The sequence below is a fragment of the Eikenella sp. Marseille-P7795 genome, assembly GCF_916618725.1.
In the GTDB taxonomy this organism is placed as follows: domain Bacteria; phylum Pseudomonadota; class Gammaproteobacteria; order Burkholderiales; family Neisseriaceae; genus Eikenella; species Eikenella longinqua.
The window spans coordinates 67,753-92,207 of sequence record NZ_CAKAJZ010000009.1 but is presented as its reverse complement, the minus strand read 5'-3'; the positions used below and the strand labels follow the sequence as shown (position 1 = coordinate 92,207).

Annotated in this window: 24 protein-coding genes and 1 pseudogene; 10 read left to right on the top strand and 15 right to left on the bottom strand. The window is 59.2% G+C overall.

Going from position 1 to position 24,455, the window contains the following annotated elements; all coding sequences use genetic code 11:
• The first annotated feature begins 290 nt into the window (after positions 1–290).
• Positions 291–1,163, top strand: a complete 873-nt coding sequence (gene hchA, locus LG371_RS10805) for a glyoxalase III HchA (RefSeq protein WP_225748477.1) — start codon at positions 291–293, stop codon at positions 1,161–1,163.
• 176 nt (positions 1,164–1,339) lie between these two features.
• Here hchA and LG371_RS10800 read toward each other — a convergent pair whose 3' ends face one another.
• From LG371_RS10800 to arsC, 3 genes are all read right to left on the bottom strand, one after another.
• Complete coding sequence (locus LG371_RS10800) at positions 1,340–1,759, bottom strand: CopD family protein (RefSeq protein WP_067591449.1); 420 nt, start codon at positions 1,757–1,759, stop codon at positions 1,340–1,342.
• A 135-nt stretch (positions 1,760–1,894) separates the two neighbouring features.
• Complete coding sequence (locus tag LG371_RS10795; RefSeq protein ID WP_067591446.1) at positions 1,895–2,566, bottom strand: YdcF family protein; 672 nt, start codon at positions 2,564–2,566, stop codon at positions 1,895–1,897.
• Positions 2,567–2,581: 15 nt separating this feature from the next.
• The gene (gene arsC / locus LG371_RS10790; protein ID WP_067591441.1) at positions 2,582–2,944 is read right to left on the bottom strand and encodes an arsenate reductase (glutaredoxin); all 363 of its coding nucleotides are present in this window, start codon (positions 2,942–2,944) and stop codon (positions 2,582–2,584) included.
• A 205-nt stretch (positions 2,945–3,149) separates the two neighbouring features.
• Here arsC and LG371_RS10785 point away from each other — a divergent pair, with 205 nt between their 5' ends.
• Both LG371_RS10785 and ribBA read left to right on the top strand, forming a co-directional pair.
• A complete protein-coding gene (locus LG371_RS10785; RefSeq protein ID WP_225748476.1) occupies positions 3,150–3,509 on the top strand; it encodes a TlpA disulfide reductase family protein in 360 nt (119 codons plus the stop codon).
• 285 nt (positions 3,510–3,794) lie between these two features.
• Positions 3,795–5,129 carry a bifunctional 3,4-dihydroxy-2-butanone-4-phosphate synthase/GTP cyclohydrolase II gene (ribBA, locus tag LG371_RS10780; protein WP_225748484.1) on the top strand — a complete coding sequence of 445 codons (1,335 nt, stop codon included), beginning with the start codon at positions 3,795–3,797 and terminating at the stop codon, positions 5,127–5,129.
• 98 nt (positions 5,130–5,227) lie between these two features.
• Here ribBA and LG371_RS10775 read toward each other — a convergent pair whose 3' ends face one another.
• The 5 genes from LG371_RS10775 to rlmH all read right to left on the bottom strand — a co-directional run bounded on the left by LG371_RS10775 (position 5,228) and on the right by rlmH (position 8,910).
• Positions 5,228–5,770, bottom strand: coding sequence for a hypothetical protein (locus tag LG371_RS10775; RefSeq protein WP_225748475.1), 543 nt, complete (start codon positions 5,768–5,770; stop codon positions 5,228–5,230).
• A 179-nt stretch (positions 5,771–5,949) separates the two neighbouring features.
• Entirely contained in the window at positions 5,950–6,447 is a 498-nt protein-coding gene (locus LG371_RS10770) for a YbhB/YbcL family Raf kinase inhibitor-like protein (RefSeq protein ID WP_225748474.1), read from the bottom strand.
• Between the two features lie 170 nt (positions 6,448–6,617).
• Positions 6,618–7,355, bottom strand: coding sequence for a 2-C-methyl-D-erythritol 4-phosphate cytidylyltransferase (gene ispD, locus LG371_RS10765; protein ID WP_225748473.1), 738 nt, complete (start codon positions 7,353–7,355; stop codon positions 6,618–6,620).
• Positions 7,337–8,056, bottom strand: a complete 720-nt coding sequence (gene dnaQ / locus LG371_RS10760) for a DNA polymerase III subunit epsilon (RefSeq protein WP_225748472.1) — start codon at positions 8,054–8,056, stop codon at positions 7,337–7,339. Before dnaQ ends, ispD begins: the two co-directional genes overlap by 19 nt.
• A gap of 383 nt (positions 8,057–8,439) precedes the next feature.
• Positions 8,440–8,910, bottom strand: coding sequence for a 23S rRNA (pseudouridine(1915)-N(3))-methyltransferase RlmH (rlmH, locus tag LG371_RS10755; RefSeq protein ID WP_225748471.1), 471 nt, complete (start codon positions 8,908–8,910; stop codon positions 8,440–8,442).
• 201 nt (positions 8,911–9,111) lie between these two features.
• Here rlmH and LG371_RS10750 point away from each other — a divergent pair, with 201 nt between their 5' ends.
• The 3 genes from LG371_RS10750 to LG371_RS10740 all read left to right on the top strand — a co-directional run bounded on the left by LG371_RS10750 (position 9,112) and on the right by LG371_RS10740 (position 11,733).
• Positions 9,112–10,359: a YihY family inner membrane protein gene (locus LG371_RS10750; protein ID WP_225748470.1), complete on the top strand. Its 1,248-nt coding sequence runs from the start codon at positions 9,112–9,114 to the stop codon at positions 10,357–10,359.
• A gap of 278 nt (positions 10,360–10,637) precedes the next feature.
• Positions 10,638–11,243 carry a glutathione S-transferase N-terminal domain-containing protein gene (locus tag LG371_RS10745; RefSeq protein ID WP_225748469.1) on the top strand — a complete coding sequence of 202 codons (606 nt, stop codon included), beginning with the start codon at positions 10,638–10,640 and terminating at the stop codon, positions 11,241–11,243.
• A gap of 94 nt (positions 11,244–11,337) precedes the next feature.
• Positions 11,338–11,733: a ClpXP protease specificity-enhancing factor gene (locus tag LG371_RS10740; RefSeq protein ID WP_067591606.1), complete on the top strand. Its 396-nt coding sequence runs from the start codon at positions 11,338–11,340 to the stop codon at positions 11,731–11,733.
• Positions 11,734–11,808: 75 nt separating this feature from the next.
• On the opposite strand, the gene LG371_RS10735 is transcribed toward LG371_RS10740, so the two are convergent.
• Complete coding sequence (locus LG371_RS10735; protein WP_067591408.1) at positions 11,809–13,563, bottom strand: flotillin family protein; 1,755 nt, start codon at positions 13,561–13,563, stop codon at positions 11,809–11,811.
• A gap of 295 nt (positions 13,564–13,858) precedes the next feature.
• Here LG371_RS10735 and LG371_RS10730 point away from each other — a divergent pair, with 295 nt between their 5' ends.
• Complete coding sequence (locus LG371_RS10730; RefSeq protein WP_156503486.1) at positions 13,859–14,356, top strand: hypothetical protein; 498 nt, start codon at positions 13,859–13,861, stop codon at positions 14,354–14,356.
• Between the two features lie 49 nt (positions 14,357–14,405).
• Here the strand turns inward: LG371_RS10730 and LG371_RS10725 are convergent, their stop codons facing one another.
• A complete protein-coding gene (locus tag LG371_RS10725; protein WP_225748468.1) occupies positions 14,406–15,521 on the bottom strand; it encodes a hypothetical protein in 1,116 nt (371 codons plus the stop codon).
• Between the two features lie 524 nt (positions 15,522–16,045).
• On the opposite strand from LG371_RS10725, the gene LG371_RS10720 reads away from it, so the two are divergent.
• The 3 genes and pseudogenes from LG371_RS10720 to LG371_RS12335 all read left to right on the top strand — a co-directional run.
• Entirely contained in the window at positions 16,046–18,295 is a 2,250-nt protein-coding gene (locus tag LG371_RS10720; protein ID WP_225748467.1) for a TonB-dependent siderophore receptor, read from the top strand.
• A 188-nt stretch (positions 18,296–18,483) separates the two neighbouring features.
• Positions 18,484–19,974 carry an ABC transporter ATP-binding protein/permease gene (locus tag LG371_RS10715; protein ID WP_305054852.1) on the top strand — a complete coding sequence of 497 codons (1,491 nt, stop codon included), beginning with the start codon at positions 18,484–18,486 and terminating at the stop codon, positions 19,972–19,974.
• A gap of 39 nt (positions 19,975–20,013) precedes the next feature.
• Positions 20,014–20,271 (top strand): annotated as a pseudogene (locus LG371_RS12335) (ABC transporter ATP-binding protein/permease); the annotation flags it as partial.
• A 209-nt stretch (positions 20,272–20,480) separates the two neighbouring features.
• Here the strand turns inward: LG371_RS12335 and LG371_RS10710 are convergent.
• The 5 genes from LG371_RS10710 to LG371_RS10690 all read right to left on the bottom strand — a co-directional run bounded on the left by LG371_RS10710 (position 20,481) and on the right by LG371_RS10690 (position 24,334).
• The gene (locus LG371_RS10710; protein WP_225748466.1) at positions 20,481–21,035 is read right to left on the bottom strand and encodes a hypothetical protein; all 555 of its coding nucleotides are present in this window, start codon (positions 21,033–21,035) and stop codon (positions 20,481–20,483) included.
• A gap of 36 nt (positions 21,036–21,071) precedes the next feature.
• The gene (locus LG371_RS10705; RefSeq protein WP_225748465.1) at positions 21,072–22,124 is read right to left on the bottom strand and encodes a hypothetical protein; all 1,053 of its coding nucleotides are present in this window, start codon (positions 22,122–22,124) and stop codon (positions 21,072–21,074) included.
• Positions 22,125–22,133: 9 nt separating this feature from the next.
• Positions 22,134–22,274 carry a hypothetical protein gene (locus tag LG371_RS10700; protein ID WP_225748464.1) on the bottom strand — a complete coding sequence of 47 codons (141 nt, stop codon included), beginning with the start codon at positions 22,272–22,274 and terminating at the stop codon, positions 22,134–22,136.
• Positions 22,275–22,390: 116 nt separating this feature from the next.
• The gene (locus LG371_RS10695; protein WP_225748463.1) at positions 22,391–23,809 is read right to left on the bottom strand and encodes a hypothetical protein; all 1,419 of its coding nucleotides are present in this window, start codon (positions 23,807–23,809) and stop codon (positions 22,391–22,393) included.
• Between the two features lie 21 nt (positions 23,810–23,830).
• Positions 23,831–24,334 (bottom strand): hypothetical protein, encoded by a 504-nt coding sequence (locus LG371_RS10690; protein ID WP_156503483.1) that lies wholly within the window; start codon positions 24,332–24,334, stop codon positions 23,831–23,833.
• Positions 24,335–24,455 lie beyond the last annotated feature (121 nt).

Sequence of the window (24,455 nt, the reverse complement as noted above, 5' to 3'; positions counted from 1 at the left end):
GAACGGGATTATAGCCGAATACCGCTTTTCCCCCGATGCGGCGGCAAGCCAAACGGAACGCCGGCCGCAGGCGTGCCTGCCAAGCGGTTTCAGGCTGCCTGAAAAACCGCTTTCGCGAAGCCGGAATTTTTCAGGTAGCCTATTCTTGTTTTTGGCCGGCATCCGCTTTCCTTGAAAAGCCCGCCTGCCGCCCCCATTCTATGCCTGCCTGTGTTTGATTTTGTTAAAGCTTACGCTTTCGGGCAGCCTGCATCCGCAGGTTTTTTTAACCACATTATCAAGGAATAACAATGACCGAACTGTCCAAAACCCCCGTCCCTGACCGTGCCGAGCACAACGCGTTTTTCCCGTCCGAATACTCCCTGTCGCAATACACCGCCCCGAAAACCGACTACGACGGCGTGAAATTCGACAAGCCCTACACCGGCGGCAAGCATAAAGTGTTGATGGTCGCCACCGATGAACGCTACCTGCAAATGCAGAACGGCAAATGGTTCTCCACCGGCAACCACCCCGTCGAAACCCTGCTGCCCATGCTGCACATCCACAAAGCCGGTTTTGAAATCGACGTAGCGACCCTCTCCGGCAACCACGCCAAATTTGAAATGTGGGCGATGCCGCAGGAAGATGAAGCCGTTGCCGAAATCTACAACGAATACCTGCCCAAATTGGACAAACCCGCCAAGCTCGCCGACATCATCGACCAAGTTACCGCTGCCGACTCGCCCTACATCGCGGTACTGATTCCCGGCGGACACGGCGCGTTCAACAAAATCCCCGAAAGCCGCGAAATCAAACGCCTGCTGGATTGGGCGTTGGCAAACGACAAATTTGTCATCACCCTGTGCCACGGCCCCGCCGCACTTGCCGCCGCCGCGATTGACCGCGCCGACGCGGACTTCCCGTTCAAAGGCTACGAACTCTGCGTCTTCCCCGACGCGCTGGACGAAGGCGCGAACATCGACATCGGCTATATGCCCGGCAAACTGCCCTGGCTCTTGGCAGCGCGCTTGGAACAACTGGGCATGAAAGTGATGAACCAAGGCATCAGCGGCCAAGTCCACCAAGACCGCAAACTGCTGACCGGTGACAGCCCGCTGGCCGGCAACAAGCTGGGTATTTTGGCGGCACAGGAGCTGCTGAAAGCGGTGGGCGCGGAATAATCGGCCGGCCCGTTTACAGCACGAAAGGCTACCTGAAAAATGCGCCATCGTTTTTCAGGTAGCCTTTCCAAGCAAACAGCCTGAAACCCTTCATCATGGTTTCAGGCTGTTTGCCTTTCTCCTGCCGAAAATTTTTCAGGTAGCCTTCCATCCATTAAAGGCTACCTGAAAATCCATCAAAACGGCTTATACACCACCAAATACAGCGCCGCCGCCATCACCAGCACTGGAATCTCGTTAAACACGCGATGCCAGCGGTGCGAATAGCGGTTGCGCCGCTCTTTGAAATCGAGCAGCAGGCGGTAGCAATAGAAATGGTAGCCCAAGAGGATCACCGCTAGCGTGATTTTGGTGTGCACCCAGCCCTGCCCCCACCAGCCGGTGAAAAACGGAATCAGCAGCCCAAACAGCACCGCGCCGATGCCCAGCGGCGTCATGAATTTAAACAGACGCTGCGCCATGCCCAAAAGCTGGCGGTATTCCGTGCTGTTCGGCGGCACGGCAGCTAGGTTCACATAAATGCGCGGCAGGTAAAACAAGCCGGCAAACCACGAAATAATAAAGAAAATATGCAGCAGTTTGAACAGCAAATACATAAGAGGCTACCTGAAAACGATGTCTTGCGAAGCAAGGCCGAGTTTCTGCGAAGCTAAAACGTGTCTTGCGAAGCAAGGCCGAGTTTTAATGAAGCTAAAAAATATTGAAGCAGATGAAGGGAAACCAACAGCGGCCTACTGCGCCGCCCCCTCGCTCATAAACGACAAATTGTCCCGCCCGTATTCCAGCGCGGTTTCGCCCACGCGCCACCACTGGAACGCCATCAGCGACAGCACTTCCGTGACCATAAACTTGGCGCCGTTGCGCCCGCTGTAGCGGCTGCTGGGCGTGGGGTCGGTTTGGTAGTCCAGCCCCACATAATCGGCCACGGCGGCAGCGCGGGCGAGGTGGTAAGGGTCGCTGATGATGACAATACTTTCCAAACCGTTGTTGTATAGCAAAATTTTGGTGTTTTCCAGATTTTGCTGCGTATCGCGCGAAGTGGTTTCCAGCAGGATGTCTTTGCTCGGCACGCCGTGCGCACGGGCATAGCGCCGCCCCACTTCAGCCTCGGTCATATAGCCCGGCTTGGGCGTGCCGCCGGTGAAAATCAGCTTGCGCACCAAGCCGTTGCGGTAGAGCGTGATGCCATGGTTGATACGCTCGCGGAACACGGGCGAGGGATTTTTGCCCCATGCCGCCGCGCCCAACACCACGGCCGCATCCGCCGGCCGCTGAGCCGTGCGCGTGCTGTAGCGGTACACCAGCCAGGTACACCACGCGGCCTGCGCCAGCAGCAAAATCAGGCAGAGCTTGATGCCCCGCCAGATTTGGCGCAACAGGGAACCGCGGAAGAAGGGCAGCATGGCAGGCTCGCTCGCTTAGTCAAACAGCGCGATGATGTTTTCCAAAGGCCGGCCGATGGCGGCGCGTTGGCGGTACACCGCGATGGGGCGTTGCAGCAGCGCGGGATGGCGGTGCAGCGCGGCAATCAGCTCGTCTTGGCTCAGGCCGGGCCGGTTCAGCCCCAGCTCGGCGTAGGCAGCATCGGCGGTGCGCATGATGTGGCGCACGTCGTCTGTGCCGAGCCGGTGCAGCAGTTCGCGCAATTCGGCTTCGGCAGGCGGGTTGGCACGGTAATCCACGGTTTGCACGGCGATTCCGGGCTGCTGTTGCAGCCAGGCGAGGGCGGCGCGGGATTTGGAGCAGTGCGGGTTGTGATACAGCAAAACGGTTTCGCTCATGGCAGGCTCATTTGGAGATTGCGGGGTGCTATCGTACAATAAACGCCGTTGTTTTCACAATTTGGAAGCCTGTTTTGAAAAAATATGTTGGATTGGCCGCCCTGCTTTTGGCCGCCCCGCTTTATGCTGCGGATTTGGTAAACCATGCGAACAACCGCCCCGCTTCGCTCGATGCCGGTGCGCAAAAGCGGGTGCAGGTGGTGATGTGTGGGCCACTTGGTGCGCACCCTGCCGGCGCGAGATGCCGGCGCTGTCGCAATGGTATGCCGCCGAGCAGGGGCGGCGGCGCGGCGTGCGCGTGGAGATGGCCGGCGTGGCGCTCGATAAGCCTGCAGAAGTGAGCCGCTTTTTGCAGGGCACGCCGGTGCGCTACCCGGTGTGGCGCTACACCGGCGCCGACAGCACGGCCTGGATGCGCGGTCTCGGCAACCCCACCGGCGCCCTGCCCTTCACCGTCGTCCGCGCGCCCAACTGCGGCAATTTCCGTAAAACGCTGCTGGGCGAAGTTTCCCCGCAGCAGCTCACACAGGCGGTGGAAGCCGCGGCGGCACAGTGTAAGGCTTAACGTTCCCTGCCCACCCAATCAGAGGCTACCTGAAAACCGACTAGAGATAGGCAACGGTTTTCAGGTAGCCCTTTTGTTTGCACGCCATGCTCAATGCCGCCCTTATTTTTCAGGTAGCCTCACCCCGCGCCAGAGGCTACCTGAAAAATCCAAGCGCACTAGTATCACCAAAAGTAATATTCAATCTGGCGAAAATAAACTTTACTTTTCCCGCAAAGCCCCGTAGCATTCCGCCAACCCAACCCGCCGCCATCAGCCCCATGACCACCCGCCTGCCCCTCCGAACTGCGCCGCCGCAACCTGCGCGAATGGATCAACCGCCTGCACCAAGGCCGGCAGGTCGATTTCGTGGCCGCCACCGGCATCAACCAAGGCGAACTCTCCGCCCTTTTGAAAAACAAAGCCTTCGGCGAGCGCAAAGCCCGCAAAATCGAGCAGGCCGCCGGCATGCCCGCCCTCTGGCTCGATGCCGACCACAGCGCCGCCGCGCCCGCCCCTTCCCATTCATCCCAAAGAAAGCCACAAACCATGCCCGCCCCCATCGCCACCATCCCCGAAATCCTCGCCGACCTCAAAGCCGGCAAAATGGTCATCATCACCGACGCCGAAGACCGCGAAAACGAAGGCGACCTCCTAATGGCCGCCCAATTCGTTACCCCCGAAGCCATCAACTTCATGATCAAACACGCCCGCGGCCTCGTGTGCCTGCCCATGGCCGAAGCGCTGGTAGACAAACTCAAGCTCCCCCTCATGACCCAGCAAAACGGCGCCCAATACGGCACCAACTTCACCGTATCCATCGAAGCTGCCGCCGGCATCTCCACCGGCATTTCCGCCGCCGACCGCGCCCTCACCATCCAAACCGCCGTTTCCCCCGCCGCCCAGCCCGAAGACATCGTGCAGCCCGGCCACATCTTCCCCCTGCGCGCCCAAAAAGGCGGCGTGCTGGTGCGCGCCGGCCACACCGAAGCCGGCGTCGATCTCGCCCAAATGTGCGGCCTCATTCCCGCCGCCGTCATCTGCGAAATCATCAACGACGACGGCACCATGGCCCGCATGCCCGAGCTGACACAGTTTGCCGAAGAATACGGCCTCAAAATCGGCACCATCACCGACCTCATCGAATACCGCAGCCGCACCGAAACCCTGCTCGAAGAAATGGGCAGCAGCCCCATCCGCACCCCCTGGGGCGATTTTCGCCAACACGTTTACGTAGACAAACTCTCCGGCGAAACCCACCTCGCCCTCGTCAAAGGCAGCCCCACCCCCGAAACCGACACCCTCGTGCGCGTGCACGAACCCTTCAGCGCCATGGACTTCCTGCAAACCAACCCCCGCCACTCCTGGCCGCTGCCCCGCGCGCTCGAACGCATCCAGCAGGCCGAACACGGCGTGGCCATCCTGCTGCACCGCACCGAAGACGGCGCCGCCCTGCTCGACCGCACCCTGCCCAAAGGCAAAAACCAAGCCCGCCAGTGGGACAGCAAAACCTACGGCATCGGCGCCCAAATCCTCGCCAACCTCAACGTGAAAAAAATGCGCGTGCTCGGCCAGCCCTCCTCCCTCACCGGCCTCACCGGCTTCGGGCTCGAAGTGAGCGGCTTCGAAAGCGCAGAGTAAGGCTTTGCTGGTGCAATAAAAAGGCTACCTGAAAACGAGCTTCGCGAGTTTCTGCGCAGCTAAAATTTTCAGGTAGCCTTTTACTATTACTTCGGTGCTTACTCATCAAAAAACAATCGGTTGTTGTAGCCTTGGCTGGTAAACTCTTCATCAAACATAACCTGCATCGTGTAACGCTCAGAACAAATTTCACTGCGCAGCAAGCGATGTGGCCCCTTCCACACCTCCACCCCTCTTACTAGCTCATAAGGTATATTCTTTTCATTGCTCAACACATATGCATCATATTGCTTTGAACCAGGCACGCGATGATATTCCTCATTCCTTGTCCCATCCAGCAGAGAATAAACACGATATCGGTAGCCCTTGTCCACCAACACCATCGCCATCCACTTTCTCCATCCCGCATAACGGCCACGCGGACTTTGCGCAATCACTTGTTGACGGGTATTGATGAACACCAACTGAGGCGGCTGCCCTTCCCTACCAAAACTATAGCGATACACACTACCCACACGCGCCACCTCCACCTGATTTCCCTGTTCCGTAGTACAGGAAAACACAGTATGCGGCACCATATTCGCCAAGGCGGGCATACATATACACAAAACAAACAGCCCGCAAGCTATCATTCGTTTCATATTCACCTCCCTATCCAAAGCTCAATAAATACCCATAGCGAATTCTACAACTCTGCTAAAAGATAACCAATCCACCCACACCCAAATAAATAAAGGCTACCTGAAAACGAGCTTCGCGAGTTTCTGCGCAGCTTGTTTTCAGGTAGCCTCTTCCTTTGCCTGCCAATCAGCCCGGCAAACTACACATCATAAGTGCCCATCAGATACGCCTCGGCCAAGATATGCCCGCGCATGGCGAAGTGCAGGTCGTTGTAGCGGAAGCCCTGCGGCAGGTTGAGCTTGGTGTCGAGCGCATACACGAAGAGCTCGTAGCGGTGGCGGCAGTTGGGCGGCGCCATGCCGCCATAGGCCGAGGCTTCCTCCGGCTCGAATTTGCCCAACACGCTGGCCCAGCTGTTGGCGCCCTGCACATAATCTTTGGCGCTTTGGCTGTCGTTTTCCGGCACGGAGGTGCGCGTGAGGTCGGCAATCAGCCAGTGCACCCACACGAAGCCGCTGGCGGTAACGGCGTCTTTGTCTTCCAGCACCACGGCGAAAGACTGCGTGCCGGGCGGGGCCTCGCTGATTTCAAACGGGATGGAATAGGTGGGCATGCCGTTGGGGCTGAACTGGCTGCCGCGCTTGCCGAAGCGGTCGGCGAAGGCGCCGTTTTGAATGGCGGAACTGCTGACTTTCATTGGAAATCCTCCTTGGGTTGGGATGAAGCAGGGTGAGCCCGATTATAGCCAATCCGCGCGGGCATGCGGCAAACGGCGTTGGCTTGGCGGAAAATTTTTCAGGTAGCCTCAAACACATCAAAGGCTACCTGAAAAATATTTGGCTCGTGAGAGCTGGCTTTCCAGCTTGGTTAAAGCCGACTCTTGCAGCCGGCCTCCTCCTGCAACAGCAGCCGCGCAATTTGCTCGTCAGCGGGCCAGGTGAGCTTCAGGTTTCGGCTGTCGCCCTGCACCAGCAGGGGCTGCAAACCGAGCCGCTCGATGGCGGAGGCTTCGTCGGTAATCTCGGCGGGGTTGGCGGCGGCGAGGGCGCGTTGCAGCAGGCCGGCGGCGAAAAGCTGCGGCGTTTGCGCCTGCCACAGGCCGCTGCGGCTCACAGTTTCGGCAATGCAGCCGCTGCCGTTGTCGCGTTTGAGCGTGTCGGCGGCGGGCAGCGCGAGAATGCCGCCCACTGGGTGTTCGCCCGCCTCGTCCAGCAGGCGTTGCAGGGCTTCGTGCGGCAGGCAGCAGCGCGCGGCATCGTGCACCAGAATTTTGTCGCCCTCCCGCGCCAGCCTCTGCGCCAGCAGCGCGTTCAGGCCGTTGGCCACGCTTTCGGCACGGCTTGCCCCGCCGCAGCGCAACGCCATCAACCGCGCCGCCAGGTTTTCAGGTAGCCTGATGTGCCGTTCAAACCATTCGTCGCCCGGCGCCAGCACCACGGCTACCTGAAAAATTTGCGGTGCCGCCAGCAAACGGCGCAGGCTGTGCTCGAGCACGCAGCGCCCGGCAATCGGCACATACTGCTTGGGCAGCGCGGCGCCGAAACGGCTGCCCACGCCCGCCGCCGGCACGAGGGAGAGATACCGGCTCACGGTGCTTTCCGCCATACGCTGCCGCCTTCGGCTTTTTTGTCGAGCTCGTCCAGATAGGCTTCGTGGGCGGCGGTTTCGCTGCCGTTGGCGGCGATGATTTTCAGGTGCGCCGGGCGTTCGGTGGTGGCCACGGCGGCAACGGGCGCGGCGGCGGTGCTTTCTTCTTCGGCAAACTGGTCGGCTAGGCTAAACTGCGATCGGGTCATGCCCAAATACACTTCGCTCAACAGCTCGCAGTCGATCAATGCGCCGTGGAACACACGTTTGCTGCGGTCCACTTCCAAGCGGGCGCAGAGCGCGTCGAGCGAATTTTTCTGCCCGGGATACATCGCCCGCGCCATCACCAGCGTGTCCACCACGCCGGCGGTTAAGTCTTCCACCGGCGGCAGCCCCGCGCGGCGGAATTCGGCATTGAGGAAACCCACGTCGAACGGCGCGTTGTGGATCACCAGCTCGGCGCCGCTGATGAAATCGGCAATCTGCCGCCCCACTTCGGCAAATTTGGGCATGCCTTCGAGCTTCTCCAGCGTGATGCCGTGCACTTTGGCGGCTTCTTCGGGAATATCGCGCTCGGGGTGGACATACAGGTGCAGATATTGGCCGGTGAGGCGGCGGTCGATCATTTCCAGGCCGGCGAATTCGATCAGGCGGTCGTCGCGGTCATAGTAAAAACCTGTGGTTTCAGTATCAAGAATGATTTGGCGCAAATGTTTCATGGCGGTTTCGGATTTATAATGTTGGCAACGGGCGGCATATTAACCCAAAAGCCTGCTCGGCGGTTAGTTGGATTTCGCCTTTGCAGGCGCCTCTTCCCGCTAGCCTTGTCAAAACAATATTTACAAATATAACAAACAATTACATATTTATACTATAATACAAATAATTATCATTTGCTAAATACGCCGGTTTTCGGTATGATTCGCCCAAGTTCAGCAAAGCAAGGCTGCGAAGCGTTGCAGATGGTTGAACAGAGAGTTTTCAGAGTTCTGCCCCAAGGCGGGATTCTCCAGTTTTGGTAGTGGTTTGTGTTCCTTTTGCGCCCCGGTTTCCGGGGCGGTTTTTTTGCGCGGCGGATGCGGAAAATGGTGCAAGGCTTTGATTATTCGCGGTGATAGGGATGGTTGTGCAGGATGGAAACGGCGCGGTAGAGCTGCTCGGTGAGCAACACGCGCACCATGCCGTGCGGCAGGGTGAGGCTGGAGAGGCGCAGCAACAGGCCGGCTTGCTGCTTAATGCGATCGGTGAGGCCGTCGGCGCCGCCGATGATCATGCAAACGTGCCTTCCTTCCTGTTGCCATTTTTTCAGGTAGCCCGCCAGCTCTTGCGAGGTGGGGGCGGCACCGCGTTCGTCGAGCGCCACGAGGAATGAATCGGTGGGGATGGCTTCGAGCAGGCGTTTTTCTTCGGCGGCCATGCCTTGCGCGGCATTCACGCCGGCGCCGCGTTTTTCGGGTTTGATTTCTTTGAGGGTGTATTTGATGTCGCGGCCGAAGCGTTTGGCGTATTCTTTTACGGCTTGGTCTACCCAGCCGGGCATTTTGTTGCCCACGGCCAATACGGTGATGTTCATGTGTTTCCTGCCGGTATGCGGCGGTTTTGAGTTTTGGATAACATTATTTTACAATGTGCGCGGCGGCGGGTTAAGCCTGCTGGGGTAACTTGGCCGCATTATTTTGAAATATAAGAATAAATCTATCCAAACCATTTGAAGGCTACCTGAAAATGTATTCGTTGAAGTTTTCAGGTAGCCTCTTCCGGCCCGAACACCATCATGCGCCTATTGCCTAAATTCTCGTTGCCCGAACCTTTGCGCCGCTCGCGCCGCTTGGCGTTTGCGCGTTTCCTTTATGCGCGGTTTTATGAGGTGAACATCCCGCAGGTGGCGGGCAGCCTCACGTTCACCACGCTGTTGGCGCTGGTGCCGCTGTTTACGGTGGTGATTGTGGTGGTGTCGGCATTTCCGGTGTTTGCGGATTTTTCGGCGCAGTTTCATGATTTGGTGTCGCAAATCATGATGCCGGCGGGCGTGGAGGCGGTGGGCGATTATATTTTCCAGTTCCGCGAGCAGGCGAGCCAGCTCACGGCCATCGGCATTGCGCTGATGATGATTACTTCGCTGATGCTGGTACACACCATCGAGCGCACGTTCAACCAAATCTGGCGGGTGAAACGCCAGCGCAGCATCGTAACGCGCGTGTTGGTGTATTGGGCGCTGCTGAGCCTGGGGCCGCTGCTGGTGGGCGTGGGCATGTCGCTGTGGGGGATGGTGTGGCGGCGCACGTTGTTTTATCTGCATTTTCCGCTGTTGGCGAATGTGGTGCAGTTTTGCGTGGCACTTTCGGCCACGGGCGTGCTGCTGTGTTTCCTCTATAAATTGGTGCCGGCGCGCTATGTGCCGGTGCGGCATGCGGTGGTGAGCGCGGCGCTGGCGGCGGTGTCTATTGAGCTGTTGCGGCGCGGTTTCGGCGTGTATGTGGCCAATTTCAACAACTATAAATTGGTGTACGGCACGTTTGCCGCCGTGCCGATGTTTCTGTTGTGGCTGAATTTAAACTGGATTGTGATTTTGAGCGGCGCGCTGTTGGCGGCTTCGCTTTCCTATTGGGAGGGCGACGCTTTCCGCCGCCAAGGCCGCCACGGCACGCGTTTCCACGATGCGCTGGGCATCCTCAGCCTGCTCGCCCAAGCGCAAACGCACGGCCAAAGCATCAAAACCCAGCAGTTCCGCCGCCATATCAACCTGGGCTACGACGAGCTGGGCGACCTTTTGGAACACCTCGCCCGCAAGGGCTATGTGGCACAGAGCACTCGCCAGGGCTGGATGCTGAAAACCAGCCCCGAAGCCATCCGCATTGCCGATTTGTTCCGCCTGTTTGTGTATGGCGAGCAGCCCGGCCAGCACGATTTCATCGGCCGGAATGTACAGCAGATTATGTCGCCCGCCCTCGCCGCCGCCGATATGACGCTGGCGGAATTTATTCGGCAAAGCAACCAACAGGGCCAGCAAACGGCCGGCTAAACCTGTTGCCCGATATGCTTTCCAAGCCTTTGCTGTTTTTCAGGTAGCCTGTTTCCCCAAAAGGCTACCTGAAAAACTGTTTTAGCTTCGCAGAAACTTTGCTTCCTTCGGAAGCCCCGTTTTCAGGTAGCCTCCCTCTTCTTTTCCGATTGCAATTAAACCAATAATAATCATATTGTTATACTGATTTCCTAGCCATCAAACCGCCAAACGGCTATAATAAGCCGCTGTTATATCGCAAACAATCTGGCCATAAATTGATTCAGGGAGGATAAATTATGATGGTATTGTATTCAGGCATCACCTGCCCCTTCAGCCACCGCTGCCGCTTCGTGCTCTACGAAAAAGGCATGGACTTCGAAATCAAAGATGTAGATGTCTTCAACAAGCCCGAAGACCTCGCCGTGATGAACCCCTACAACCAAGTGCCCGTGTTGGTGGAGCGCGACCTCATCCTGTTTGAATCCAACATCATCAACGAATACATCGACGAACGCTTCCCCCATCCCCAGCTCATGCCCGGCGACCCCGTGATGCGCGGGCGCGGCCGCCTAGTATTGTTCCGCATGGAAAAAGAGCTTTTCAGCCACGTGCAGAAGCTCGAAAGCCCCGAAACCCCCAGCAAAGAGCAAACCAAAGCCCGCGACGCCATCAGCCAAGGCCTCACCCTGCTCGCCCCCGCCTTTGCCAAAAACAAATACGTGCTCGGCGACGACTTCTCCATGATCGACGTCGCCCTCGCCCCCCTGCTCTGGCGCCTCAACCACTACGGCATCAAGCTCGGCAAATCTGCCGCCCCCATCCTCAAATACGCCGAACGCATCTTCCAGCGCGAATCCTTCATCGCCGCGCTCACCGCCGCCGAAAAAGCCATGCGCCGCTAACACCAAGCCGGCCGGCGGGGAAACCCGAACCGGCCGGCTTCTTCATTTTCAGGTAGCCCTTTTTCAGGTAGCCCCAATCCAGGAAAACCCCATGATGAACTCCACCTTCAAACCCTACCTCCTGCGCGCCCTCTACGAATGGTGCAACGACCGCGGCCACGCCCCCTACATCCAAGTATGGGTAAACGAGCACACCCGCGTGCCCATGCAGTTTGTGAAAGACGAGCACATCATCCTCAACATCAGCCACACCGCCTGCGCCGGCCTCACTATCGACAACGACTGGATCAGCTTCTCCGCCCGCTTCGGCGGCGTGGCGCAGGAAATCTGGGTGCCCGTAGGCCATGTGGCCAGCATGTATGCCCGCGAAAGCGGCGAAGGCATGAGCTTCGAAGTGATCCCCTACCAGCCCGACACCCCGCCCGAATCCGGCGCCGACTCAGGCGACAAACCCGCCGCCAAACGCAAAGGGCTCAAGCTGGTGAAATAAGCATTGCCGCAATCAAAAGGCTACCTGAAAACTGTATTAATCGTTTTCAGGTAGCCTTCTTGTTCGGCAAACTACTTATTCTTCAGCATTTCCCGCCTGGCCTACGCTTTCCGCCACGGCAGCAGCCTGGTTCAGCCCCTGCGTGAGGCCGTTGATGTCGCCGCCGCTCAAGCCCAGCTCTTTGAGCAGGCTGTCCACCAACGGGGCTTGGGCGCGGTAGCGCAGGGCGCTGTTCACCACTTGGTCGGAGAGGGCGGCGTTGCCCGGCGCGGCATGGGCGCCGGCAGACACGCCTTCCGCGCCGCCTGCGCCGTTGCCGAAACCGCCCAAGCCGTTCACCTGCAAAATCTTGATGTCGTCGATGTTTTCCATCGGGCGCACGGATTCGCGGATGATGTCGGGCAGGTGTTTCAACAGGGCGAGGCGCACCTGCATTTCAACCTGCTCAACGCTCAACACGTTGGCGGCTTCGTTCACGGCGCGCGTACCTTCGGCATCGACTTTGTATTGCTGCTCTTGCGCTTGTGCCAGCAGCACTTTGGCATCGGCTTCACCCTTGGCCTGTAAACGCTGTTTCTCGGCTTCGGCTTCGGCGGCGATGCGCACGGCTTCGGCGCGGTCTTGCGCGGCCTGTTTCTCGGCTTCGGCGGCTACGGTGAGCGAAATCGCGTCTTTTTGCGCGGCTTCTTCGGCGGCAATCAGCTCCACAGCTTTGGCACGTTCGGCGCGTTCGGTTTCGCGCACGGTAATCACGCTTTCTTCTTCGCGCACGGCGGCGGCGCGGGCTTTGTCGGCCTCGGCTTTGGCTTCGGATTCGGCACGTGATTTTTCGGCCACGGCGATGGCGCGGTCTTGTTCGGCAAGCTCGATGGCTTTGCGGCGTTCAACCTCTGCCTGCTCGACGGCTTGGGCTTTGCGGATGTCTTCGTTTTTAATGTCGCGTTCGGCGGCGATGCGCTTCAAATCCACTTCGCGCTCGGCGGCGATTTTGGCTTCTTCCGCTTCGCGTTTTTTCTGCGCTTCCTGCTCGGCGATGCTGGCTTCCTGTTCGGCGCGGCGCACGGCGATTTCGCGTTCTTGTTCGAGTTTGGCGTATTCTTCTTCGCGCGAGATTTTCAGGCGTTGCTGCTCGGCTTCGAGGTTTTTGGTTTTAATCGCCAAATCGGTGTCTTGTTCGATTTCGTTGCGTTTTTTGCGGCGGCCTTCGATGGTTTCGGTGAGTTTGGTCAAGCCTTCCGCGTCAAAGGCGTTTTGCGGGTTGAAAAACTCAAAGCTGGTTTGGTCAAGGCCGGTGAGCGACACGGTTTCCAGTTCCAAGCCGTTTTTAAACAAGTCTTCGCTCACCACCTGCTGCACTTTCTGCACAAAATCAACACGTTTTTCGTGCAGCTCTTCCATTGCCATTTCGGCGGCCACGGCGCGCAGGGCATCCACAAACTTGCCTTCCACCAGCTCTTTCAGCTCGTCTGGCGACATGGTTTTCATGCCCAGCGTTTGCGCGGCGGTGGCGATGCTTTCGGCGCTGGGTTTGACGCGCACGTAAAACTCCGCCATCACATCCACACGCATCCGGTCGCGGGTAATCAGGGCCTGCTGCGCCGCGCGGCGCACTTCAAGGCGCAGCGTGTTCATGTTCACCGGAATGATTTCGTGCAGCACGGGCAGCACCATCGCGCCGCCGTTCATGATGACTTTTTCGCCGCCGAAGCCGGTGCGCACAAACGACACTTCTTTGCTGGCGCGGCGGTACAGGCGGGTGAGGATGAGGCCGAGCACAAACAGCGCGGCCAGAATCACGCCGGCGATGGTGGCAATGGAGATAAGGTTCATGGTTTTCCTTTCTGATACTTAGGTTTATAAAATGCCTGTACAGGCCTCGTGGATTTTAGCTTCGCAGAAGCTGATGCTTTCAGGTAGCCTCAAACAGCCAGAAGACTACCTGAAAAGTCAGTTAAAACAAGTGAAGCAGAATTTCTGCCAAACTCAACACATCTTGCCGCATATAATTTGCCCTAAAGCAAACACTTTCCCTTAAAGATGAAATCATTATGGCGGCTTAAATACGGATGCGCTATGATGGGGATACCGCATTCCTTTTCACAACTTTACTTATAAGGAGCCCGCCATGCGCTTTCTTTCCCGCCTATCCGCCCTGCTCTTGGCCGGATTATTCTGCCTCCAGCCCGCCGCCGCGCAAAACCTGCCCTCTATCGTGAATATGCGCGATGCCTCGCTGCAAACCGGCAGCCCGGAAGAAGTGGCCGCCGCAGAAAGCAGCCTGCTTGGCCGGCATATGTTTTCCCTGCAATGGGTGAGCTGGGAGCGCTTCGGCACCGCCACCATCCGCCGTGGCAGCAACGGCTTGGAAATCAATGCCTACCAAGCCCTAGACGGCAATTACGTGAAGCTCGACGGCCTGATTGAAATCATCGACCGGCGCCATTTCTACTTCACCGGCAACGTCATCACCCGCGTTTCCTACCTCAACAACGGCCAAGCCTGCGAACGCAGCGGCACCTTCCTCTTCCAAGCCAAAGACGCCCGCCGCTACTGGCGCATGCAGCCGATAGGCAACCCCTGCGACAACGCCGCCGACTACATTGACATCTACTTCAAACGCTGATGCCGTTTTTCAGGTAGCCTCAAGCGGCCAAGAGGCTACCTGAAAATGACTAAGGCCGCCGGAAGAGCAGCTCGCGGGCAAACACATTCCCGCGCAGATACACCGTGCTGCCGTCTTCCAGCAGATACACATCGTCCCTCAAACGGCTGCACCACGCGCCGTCAAACGCTGCATATTCCTCCGGCAGCCGCACCACAATGCTCGGCACCCGCGGCCCGTATCTGCCAGAGAGGCACGTATCCCCCGTATCCGCCAACTCCACGGCCGACACCGCCTGATACGGCTGCCACTGCAAGCTCAGCCAGCCTCCCACCCAAGCCACCGGGCACGCAAATATCGCCCCCATCACCAGCCAAAACAGCGCCAGCTTCCCAGCAAACAACACCGCTGCCGCCACCCGCCCGGCAGCAGAACGCCGCCAAACATGATGTTCAGGCAGCCTAAAGCGCCGGTTGCCCGCCAGCACACCCCTGCCCCACCAAGCCATCGGCAGCAGCCACAACGCCGTCAGTGCCGCCGCCGCACACCAAACCGTCGGCAGCAGGCGGATGGAAAGCCACTCCCCCGACAATATCGGCCACGTCGTCAGCAAGAAAGCTGCTGTCTCCGCATATATCGCCACTAGAAGCTTTTTATGACGCAGCGGCTGACTTTGCGCGAACTCACGCCACCACTGCTGCCAATCCTCCCGCACTTGGCCATCACAGACCTCCGCTCCTAATCTGTCCAATAAAGCATAACGGTTGGCACAGCAAATCAGCGAAAACCAGCGGGAACGCCCATCTGGCGAGACAGCACACAAACCCCCATCGTATTCAAACTGCCAGTTGAGCCCGCAACGGAAACGCACCCGCCCCAACGCCCCATATACCACCAACTGCCTGCCGTCCACCATCGCAAAGCGTCGGCAAGTCAGCCCAAACCACCAGCCTTCCGAGCATTTCAAGCCCAGCAGCACCGCCGACAGACCCGCCCACTTAGCCGCCCTATCCCCCAGCACGCTCCCAGCAAGAGCACAAACCAGCAAACCCAGCAGTCCCACAATCGCCCACGCCAACAACGCCGGAAGCAAACTGCGCAGCCATCCGTTCAGATATACCGTCTGCCCGCCCGCACGGCGCACCCCCGGCTCGGCCATCAGCCCCACATCCGAGTCGATACGCAAATACCCGCTGTTCCAACCCGCCTTCCCGCCGCCCTTGCGGTAACGCGGTTTTTTGCTTTTTCCAGCCATGATTTCTCTCACTTCCGTTGTGATGCTTCCGTTTTGCAATACACCCAATACCCCGAGATTTTTCAGGTAGCCTCAAGCGGCCAAGAGGCTACCTGAAAATCCTTTGCCAGCAAATTCCCAATCATCCATTTCCTTTTTTCAGGTAGCCTCCATCCCCGCAGCCCGCCTGAAACCGCCCGCCATTTTCCCCCAAAACCCTTTTCAGGTAGCCTATTCCCCGCCCGGCCCCGCCCTTTTCATTCAACTCCATGCCAATCTGTAACCCTTTTGCAACAACACCCCGCTTTTACAAACAATTTTTCATCAACAAAACATCACGTTAACCAAAAACAGCCCGCCTGCGGCTTGCCAAACAGCCAGCGCCCATTAGAATGCCAACCGTTCTCAATACCGCTTGTTTTAACCGATACGGCAGTAGCTTAGCTCTCACTGCCTTTCTTTATGGAAAACCGTCTATGAAAAAACCGCAGCACGCACACCTCAAAACCCTCATCCTCGCCCTCGCCGCCATCGGCAGCCCCGGCCTGCTCCAAGCCGAAGGCACGCAAGCCGCGCCCGCCCAGGCAAACGCCGAAGCCGCCGACAGCGCCGAGCTCGAAACCATCGAAATCACCGCCCGCCGCCGCTACGCCAGCGGCTACCAGCCCATTTCCGCCGACGTGATCGGCGGCGGCAACACCCCTCTGCTCGAAGTGCCGCGCAGCGTAAACATCGTTACCCCCGCCGTGCTTGAAGACCGCCGCCCCGGCTCGCTGGATGAAGCCCTGCTCACCGTGAGCGGCATCCGCCAGGCCAACACCCTGGCCGGCACGCTCGAAGCCGTGGTAAAACGCGGCTTCGGCGACAACCGCGACAACTCCGTGCTGCGCAACGGCATGCAGATGACACAAACCCACGTGTTCAGCCCCACCGCCGAGCGCGTGGAAGTACTCAAAGGCCCCGCCTCCACACTCTACGGCGTGCAAGACCCCGGCGGCGTGGTAAACGTGGTTACCAAACAGCCGCAGCTCAAACCCGCCCGCTCCGTCAGCGCCAGCCTCGGCAGCCACAGCGCCCGCCAAATCGGCGTGGATTTCACCGGCCCCATCGGCAACAGCCACAGCCTGGCCTACCGCTTCATTGCCGATCACCGCCAAAGCGACTACTGGCGCAACTTCGGCGAAATCAAGCAAACCACCCTCGCCCCCTCCATCAAATGGATCGGCGAGAAAACCACCCTCACCGCCTCCTACGAATACTTAAACTACACCGTGCCCTTCGACCGCGGCACCTTCATTGATTCCGCTGACACCGCCAACTACGGCAAACCCCTCGCCATCCCCGCCGAGCGCCGCCTAGACGAACCCTTCAGCGAGCAGAGCGGCAAAAACCACCTCTTCCAGTTCACCCTCGACCACTATCTGAACGACAACTGGAAAGCCCGCCTCAACTATGGCTTCACCTACCACACCTACGACGACTGGAAAGCCCGTATCCTCAATACCGAAGCAGGCATTAGAAGTGATCCCGCATTACCAAACTACGGTAGGGTACGCCGCCGTATCGACGGTACGCAGGACGCCCGTTTGCGCGTGCACAACCTCGCCCTCAACCTCAACGGCGACGTGCGCTGGGGCCGCGTGCGCCACAAACTCGGTTTTGGCATCGAAGCCATGCACAACGACCGCCTGCTGGGCAAAATCTATCAAAGCCCGCTCCAGTACAACCTCGATATGCATAACCCCGTGTATGGCCAAATCTCCCCACAGCCCGGCGTGAACACCATCGACGGCCAGGGCAACAACACGCAGCAAACCGAAATCCTCAAAACCTTCGCCCTGTATGCCAACGACGACATCCACTTCGGCGAAAAATGGATTGTGTCTGCCGGCCTGCGCGCAGACTACTACGACCAATACGCCGGCCGCGCCAACCGCAACTTCGTATTCAAAGCCAACACCGACAACCACGGCTGGAACCTCTCGCCCTCGCTCGGCGTTACCTACCGCCTCACCCCGCAATGGTCGCTCTACGGCAGCTACGCCACCTCCTTCCGCCCGCAGGTAGCCATCGCCAACGAAGTTCCGGGTAGTGTTAATCCCGAAAAAGGCCGCGCCTTTGAAATTGGCGCCAAATTTGCCGGCGAGCGCCTCTCCGCCGCTGTGGCTGCCTTCCATATCATTCGGGATAACGTCAGCTATTCTGTCGGCCCCGCTAGCAACAGGCAGTATTTCTACGATGCCCGCGCCCGCTCCATGGGCTTTGAAGCCGAAATGGGCGGTCAGATTACCGAGCGCCTGGGCGTGAACGCCAACTACGCCTACACCGAAACCAAGATGCTGGATGGCAGACCCACATTGGTCGGCCTGCCGCTGAACAACACCCCGCGCAACCAGTTCGGCCTCTACCTCACCTACGATTTCGGCAACGCGCTGGGCGGCAACTGGCGTGCCGGCCTCGGCGCCAAATACAACGGCGCTTGGTATATTGCCAAAGATGCCGACAACAACGGCCGCTTGTGGAAAGTGCCTTCTGCCACCGTGGCCGACGCCTTCGTTTCCTATGAAACCCGTTTCGGCGGCAACAAACTCAACGTGCGCCTCAACGGCAAAAACCTGACCAACCGCCTGTATTACACCTCCACCGTGGGCTCTTCCGCGCAATACCCGATGATCGCCATCGGCAACCCGCGCGAAGTCAGCATTTCCGCCAAGTTTGAGTTTTAAGCGTTGGGGCGGCACAGCCCCCGCAAGAGGCTACCTGAAAAATGCAGCTCCGTTTTTCAGGTAGCCTTCCGCGCTGTTTGGCTTGCCTGCTTTCAATACGCATTTTGATTTTTCAGGTAGCCTGCCGCCCGCCCAAACCCGCTTAAAGGCTACCTGAAAATAACCTTACCCCACCCCACCCGCACACCATGAAACAAGAACAATGGAAAACCGAGCTCTTGGGCAGCCCCCTGTGGCTGTTGCAAAGCTTTTGCGGCGTATTGCTGTTTTGCCTGCTCGCCGCCCTGCTGCTGCGGCGCACCACCTTCGGCCGGCGCTTCGAGCGCATCGTGCGCCCCTGCCTCTCGCGCAGCAGCGCCGTGCAAACCGCCCTGCTCCTGGGCACGCTGCTCCTGATGGTGCTGCTCGAAGTGCGCATCAGCGTGCTCAACACCTTCTTCTACAACGGCCTCTACAGCTCGCTGCAAGACAAAGCCGCCGCCGCCTTCTGGTTTTTCGCCAGCATCAACATCATGCTGGTGCTGTGCAAAATCATCCACATCATCACCAACGACTTTCTGGAGCAGGTTTTCCTCATCCGCTGGCTGGAAAAGCTCAACGCCGCGCTCACCGAGCGCTGGCTCGCGCATAAAAACTACTACCGCCTGCACATGCGCCGCCACGCCCCCGACAACGTAGACCAGCGCATCCAGCAAGACGCACAAGACTTCATCGCCTCCACCATGAGCTTGGTGCGCGGGCTCATCAACGCCGTCGTGTCTACCGTGGAATTCACCGCCATCCTGTGGAGCCTCTCCGGCGTGCTCGCCGTCATGGGGCTGGAAATCCCGCGCGGCATGGTGATGTTTATCTACCTCTTCATCCTCTTCGCCACCGCCACCTCCGTGTGGATCGGCCGCCCGCTGGTGAAGCTCAACTTCCAAAACGAACGCTACAACGGCGACTACCGTTACGCCCTCGTGCGCATCCGCGAGCACGCCGAAAGCATCGCCTTCTACAACGGCGAAGCCGCCGAACAGCGCAACCTGCGCCGCCGCTTCCACCGTATCATCCGCAACCGCTGGCAGATTGTGTACCGCAGCCTCGGGCTGAACGGCTTCAACACCGGCATCACCCAAATTTCCAACCTGCTGCCCCTCATGCTGCAAGCCCCCCGCTTTTTCGCCGGCCAAGTGAAAATCGGCGATATGCACCAAACCGTACAAGCCTTCAACCGCCTGCAACGCGCCCTCTCCTTCTTCCGCAACTCCTACAAAGACTTCACCGCCTACCAAGCCCGGCTCGAACGCCTCGACGGCTTCTTCCAAAGCATGCAAGACCACCTACCCTACCGCCAGCCCGAACACCGCAGCCACCAACACATCCTCCACACCCAACACCTCACCCTCTACCGCAACAACGGCGAGCCCCTCATCAGCAACATCAACCTGCACGCCCAAAGCGGCGACGCCCTCCTCATCCAAGGCCCCTCCGGCTGCGGCAAAACCTCCCTGCTGCGCGCCCTCGCCGGCCTCTGGCCCTTCGGCAGCAGCGGCCACATGGCCGGCCCCCGCGCGAACACATCCTCTTCCTCCCCAGCGCCCCTACACCCCCAAGGCAGCCTGCGCCGCGCCATCTGCTACCCCAACATCACCCCTCCGAGCCCGAGCTCGCTGCCGCCCTCGACGCCTGCCGCCTAGGCTACCTGAAACCCCAGCTCGACACCGAAGACGACTGGCAAAACAACCTCCCCTGGTGAGCTCCAGCGCATCGCCTTCGTGCGCGCCCTCGTTGCCCGCCCCCGCCTCGTGCTGCTCGACGAAGCCACCTCCGCCCTGGATGAAGACACCGAGGCCGCCCTCTACCGCCTCCTGCGCCGCGAGCTGCCCGAAAGCATCATCGTGAGCATCGGCCACCGCAGCAGCCTCCACGCCTTCCACAGCCAAATCATCTGCGTGGGCGACACCTTGGTCGATTGCGGCGCCAGCCGGATTTAACATACCGGATTGTTAAAGAACACATATTCCCCAGCCAGGCAGCCGCCAAAGGCTACCTGAAAACCGCAAACCCATGCACACAACCGCACAAAGCAAGCAAGCCTTTTCCCTTGCAGGAGTTCCCGTTTCCTTTTTTCAGGTAGCCCGAACCAGATAGGCTACCTGAAAAAAGAAAGGCTACCTGAAAAAAGAAAGGCTACCTGAAACCCCTATATCTCCATACTCCCAATCCGAACACGCGGCAATCCGGTGTAGCGGGAAATTTTGTATTGCACCGCCTCCAGCTTATTCAATCCCCTCGATGCAGCGCATTCCGCAATCATCAAATCATGCTGCCCATCCGCCCCCGCCAGCCACAACCGCTCATAGCTGCCCCAACCCAAAGAAACGTTGCATACCCGCTCCCCCGCCACCGCAGCAAAGGCCGAAATCGGATATTCCGACAACTCCCGCCAACCCCAACGCCAATAACCGTGCAACAACACCCCGCGCACCACATCCAAACGCAGAATCTTGCCGGCAGTCAGCTCCCGCCACCACTGCTCCAGCAGCTTCCACGTCAATATCCCACACAACAACAGTAGCACCCCGCCAACCAACTTGCCTAGCCACGGCTGCTCCGGCCGCAGCAAACCCGGCACCAGCAGCCACACAGCAGGGCAAGCCAACAACAAAACCATCCCCCACACCAGCACCCCCTTCAGCCAGCATTCCGCAGCAGAATACGGGTAAAGCCAAATCACTTTTCCGCTCTTCTCCGTCATTTCCTCTTTCTCCCTCCTCACCCAAAACCGATATTTTCAGGTAGCCTCTTCCCCTTGCACATATTCCAGCAGCGGCAGCCCGCAAGCCCGGCTGATTTTTTTCGCCGTCCGCTTTGCCGCTTTCAAATTATTCCGCATCATAAAATCCGCCTGAAGCAGCCGCACATCCTTGCCGCCCGCTTTGCCCGCCAGCCAGATTTCGCTCGGCGTGGCGCTAAACAAGCCGTCCCGCGCCCGGCAGTACACGCCGCAAAACTCCCGCAGCGCATAACGTTTTTCAGGTAGCCATCGGAAACTGCGCAGACGGTACACAATCAGTTCATCCTCCCGCGCCGCATAACGCAGCTTGCGCAGATGGCGACAATGGTAGGCCATCCGCCCCACGATACACACCAGCAACGCCAGCCAAAACAGCTGCCAGCTAACGCTGCCCCGGCCAAGAAACGTCATCAGCCATGCCAACAGCAGCAACGGAATACGCGAGAGCAAAGTGCCCAGCGGATACGCCGCAAACTCCGCCCCATCCCGCGCCTGCGGTGCTGCCCGCCCCGGCAGCCTCGGCGCGGATACCGCCTGCCGTGCTGCCAACGCCGCTTTCGCCTCCGAAGGCTGCCGCCACCCCCTTGCCCGCTTAGCCTTCGGCTGCAACGCCCGCACGTTTTGCGGATTGGTCGCCATTTCCCCTACCGCACGGACTCTCGTGTAGATAATCGGCTGCTTGGCCAAACCCGTGGCGCGGGCAATATAGCTTTGCAGCCCGCCCAGCCGCACCGATAAGTTCCGATACGGCGGCAGTTTTTCCTCCAGCACCAAATCGTTCTGCCCATCCACCGACACCAGCCACAAACGCCCGTAGTAGCCGCGGTAATCATCAGTCACTTCCTCCGCCGCCACCGCCGCAAACATCAAAAGCGGATATTCCCGCTGCCCCTGCCAGCCCCGATGCCAGCGCCCGTGCAACAGCATTCCACGTGCCGTATCCAGCCGCAGGAACTTTTTGCCCTTCAGCCTGCGCCACCACGCCAGCCACAGATTGCCCGCCGGCACCATAACCAGCCAGCAGAACCACAGCTGCAACACCAGCCGCACAAATTCAAACTAAAATCCGTGGCCGAGCCACCCCTGCGTAACCACAAGCCAATACAGCGCCCCAACCGCCGCCGAGCAAACCAAGGTTTTCGGCCATGGCGGCATGGTTTCGGAATACGGATACAGAAACATGATGTTGTTTTTATTCATCTTTCATTTCCTTTACCGTCTTCCGCACAAGCGATATTGTTCGCCCGCTTCGCTCTTTTTAACCGCGTTGGAATTTGTGCTGTTGCTTCGCAGCAACTCCGCTTTGGCTGCGGTTTTCAGGTAGCCTCTTCCCCTTGCACATATTCCAGCAGCGGCAGCCCGGTAACGCGGCTGATTTCCCGCGCCGTTTTCGCCGCCGTTTGCCGGTTGTCGCGCATCATCGAATCCGCCTCCAAGAGCCGCACGTTTTTGCCGCCTGCCTTGCCCGCCAGCCAGATTTCGCTCAAGCCTACGCTGATGCCGTTGCAGCGCACGCGGCTGTAAATGCCGCAAAAATCGGAAAGCGCATAGCGTTTTTCAGGTAGCCATTGGAAACTGTGTAGGCGGTACACAATCAGCTCGTCTTCCCGCGCCGCATAACGCAGCTTGCGCAAATGGTGCCAACGGTGCGCCAGCCGCCCCGCGATAGAGAGCAGGACCAACACCAGCCAAAACAGCCGCTGCCAGCCAAACTCGCTCCCGCTCCACGCCACCAGCAGCGCAAACAGCAGAAACGGCAGGCGCGAAAGCAAAGTGCCCAGCGAATACACGGCAAACTCCGCCCCGTCCGCTTGCTGCGGCGCGGCGCGCTCGGGCAGCTTCGGCTGCGGCTCGCTTGCCGACCGCCGTGCCGCCGCCAGCGCCGCTTTAGCCTCCGAAGGCTGCCGCCACGCCGTATTCGGTTTTTCCGCCTTGCGCCGCGAACGGATTACCGCCGCCACATCCGACACCGCCACCGCCAACAGCCCGAGCGCCAGCAGCACCATCAAGCCCTGCAACGGCCCCGGCAGCTCCCCCGCCTGCGCGCCTGCCGCCTTGCGCACCAGCCACAGCGCCAGCCAAACCCACAGCCCCGCCGCCGCCAAATTCACCGCCTGCCGCCACAGCGGCAGCACCTTCGGCCGCAGCGCCTGCAAGCGGGCAGGATCGGCCGCCGTTTCCTCTGCCGCGCGGATTTCCGTCTTGATAATCGGTCTTTTGGCCAAACCCGTGGCGCGGGCAATATGGGCCTGCACTTTGTCCAGCTCATTCAATGAGTTTCTAATCGGCAGCAGTTTTCCCCCCAGCATCAAATCGGTTTCCCCATCCGCCGATCCCAGCCACAAACGCCCGTAGTAGCCGCGGTAATCGTCCTGCACCTTCCCCGCCGCCACCGCCGCAAACATTGAGAGCGGATATTCCCGCTGCGCCTGCCTATCGCGCCAGCGCCCGTGCTGCAGCACCCCGCGTTCTGTGTCCAGCCGCAGGATGTCGTTCACCATATATTTCCGCCACCACGGCACGGCAATCACGCCCGCTATCACGGCCAATATTAAAACCGACAGCAGGCCGAGCAGCACCAGCCACCAATCCTTGCCCACAATGCCGAGCAAAACAGCCGCCGCAATAAACGCAAACACTGCCAGCGCCACGCCCACCAGCACGCCTTCCAACACCATATCGCCAAACGAGGCCGGATACAGCAGCACAGTTTTGTTTTTATTTTTATCCATCATTTCCTCTTTTTCAGGTAGCCTCTAGCGCTCCCGCACCGGCAAACCCGTGGCGCGGCTCAATTCCGCCAAACACGCCGCAAAGCGTTTCCGCAATGCGCCCGTGCCCAAAAATATCCTGTCCAGCAGCACATCCTGCCCGCCGTTTTTGCCCGCCAGCCACACCTCGGCGATTGAGCCCTCGCCACCGCGGTACAGCCCGGCAAAATCAGCCAAGGGATAGCGCCCGGCCAGCCGCCAGCCGCGCAGCGACACGGCATATACCAACAGGCAATCTTCTTCCGCGCGATAACAGATTTTGCGCAGCCCCCGCCAGCACCGCCACAAATAAAAGCCGGTCAGCAGCAAGCCGCTGATTTGTTGCAGCCGCAGCGTGGTGGTCGCCTCGCCCGTCAGCCAAGAGCCGGCAAACAGCAGCCACCCCAGCGTGAGCGCCGCCAGCAGCCCCATCTGCCTGAACACCAGCTCCGTATCGTACCGCCCCGCAGGCTCAGCTCTCGGCGGCAAATCTTTGATTTTGTTTGACATGGTTTTCTCTCCATCCGGCCGCAGCCCAACTTTTCCATCCGATATGGCTGACTGCTTTGCCTTATCCCAAAATATTTTCAGGTAGCCTCAATCCCCGCCCCAACGCCAGGCCGAATAAACC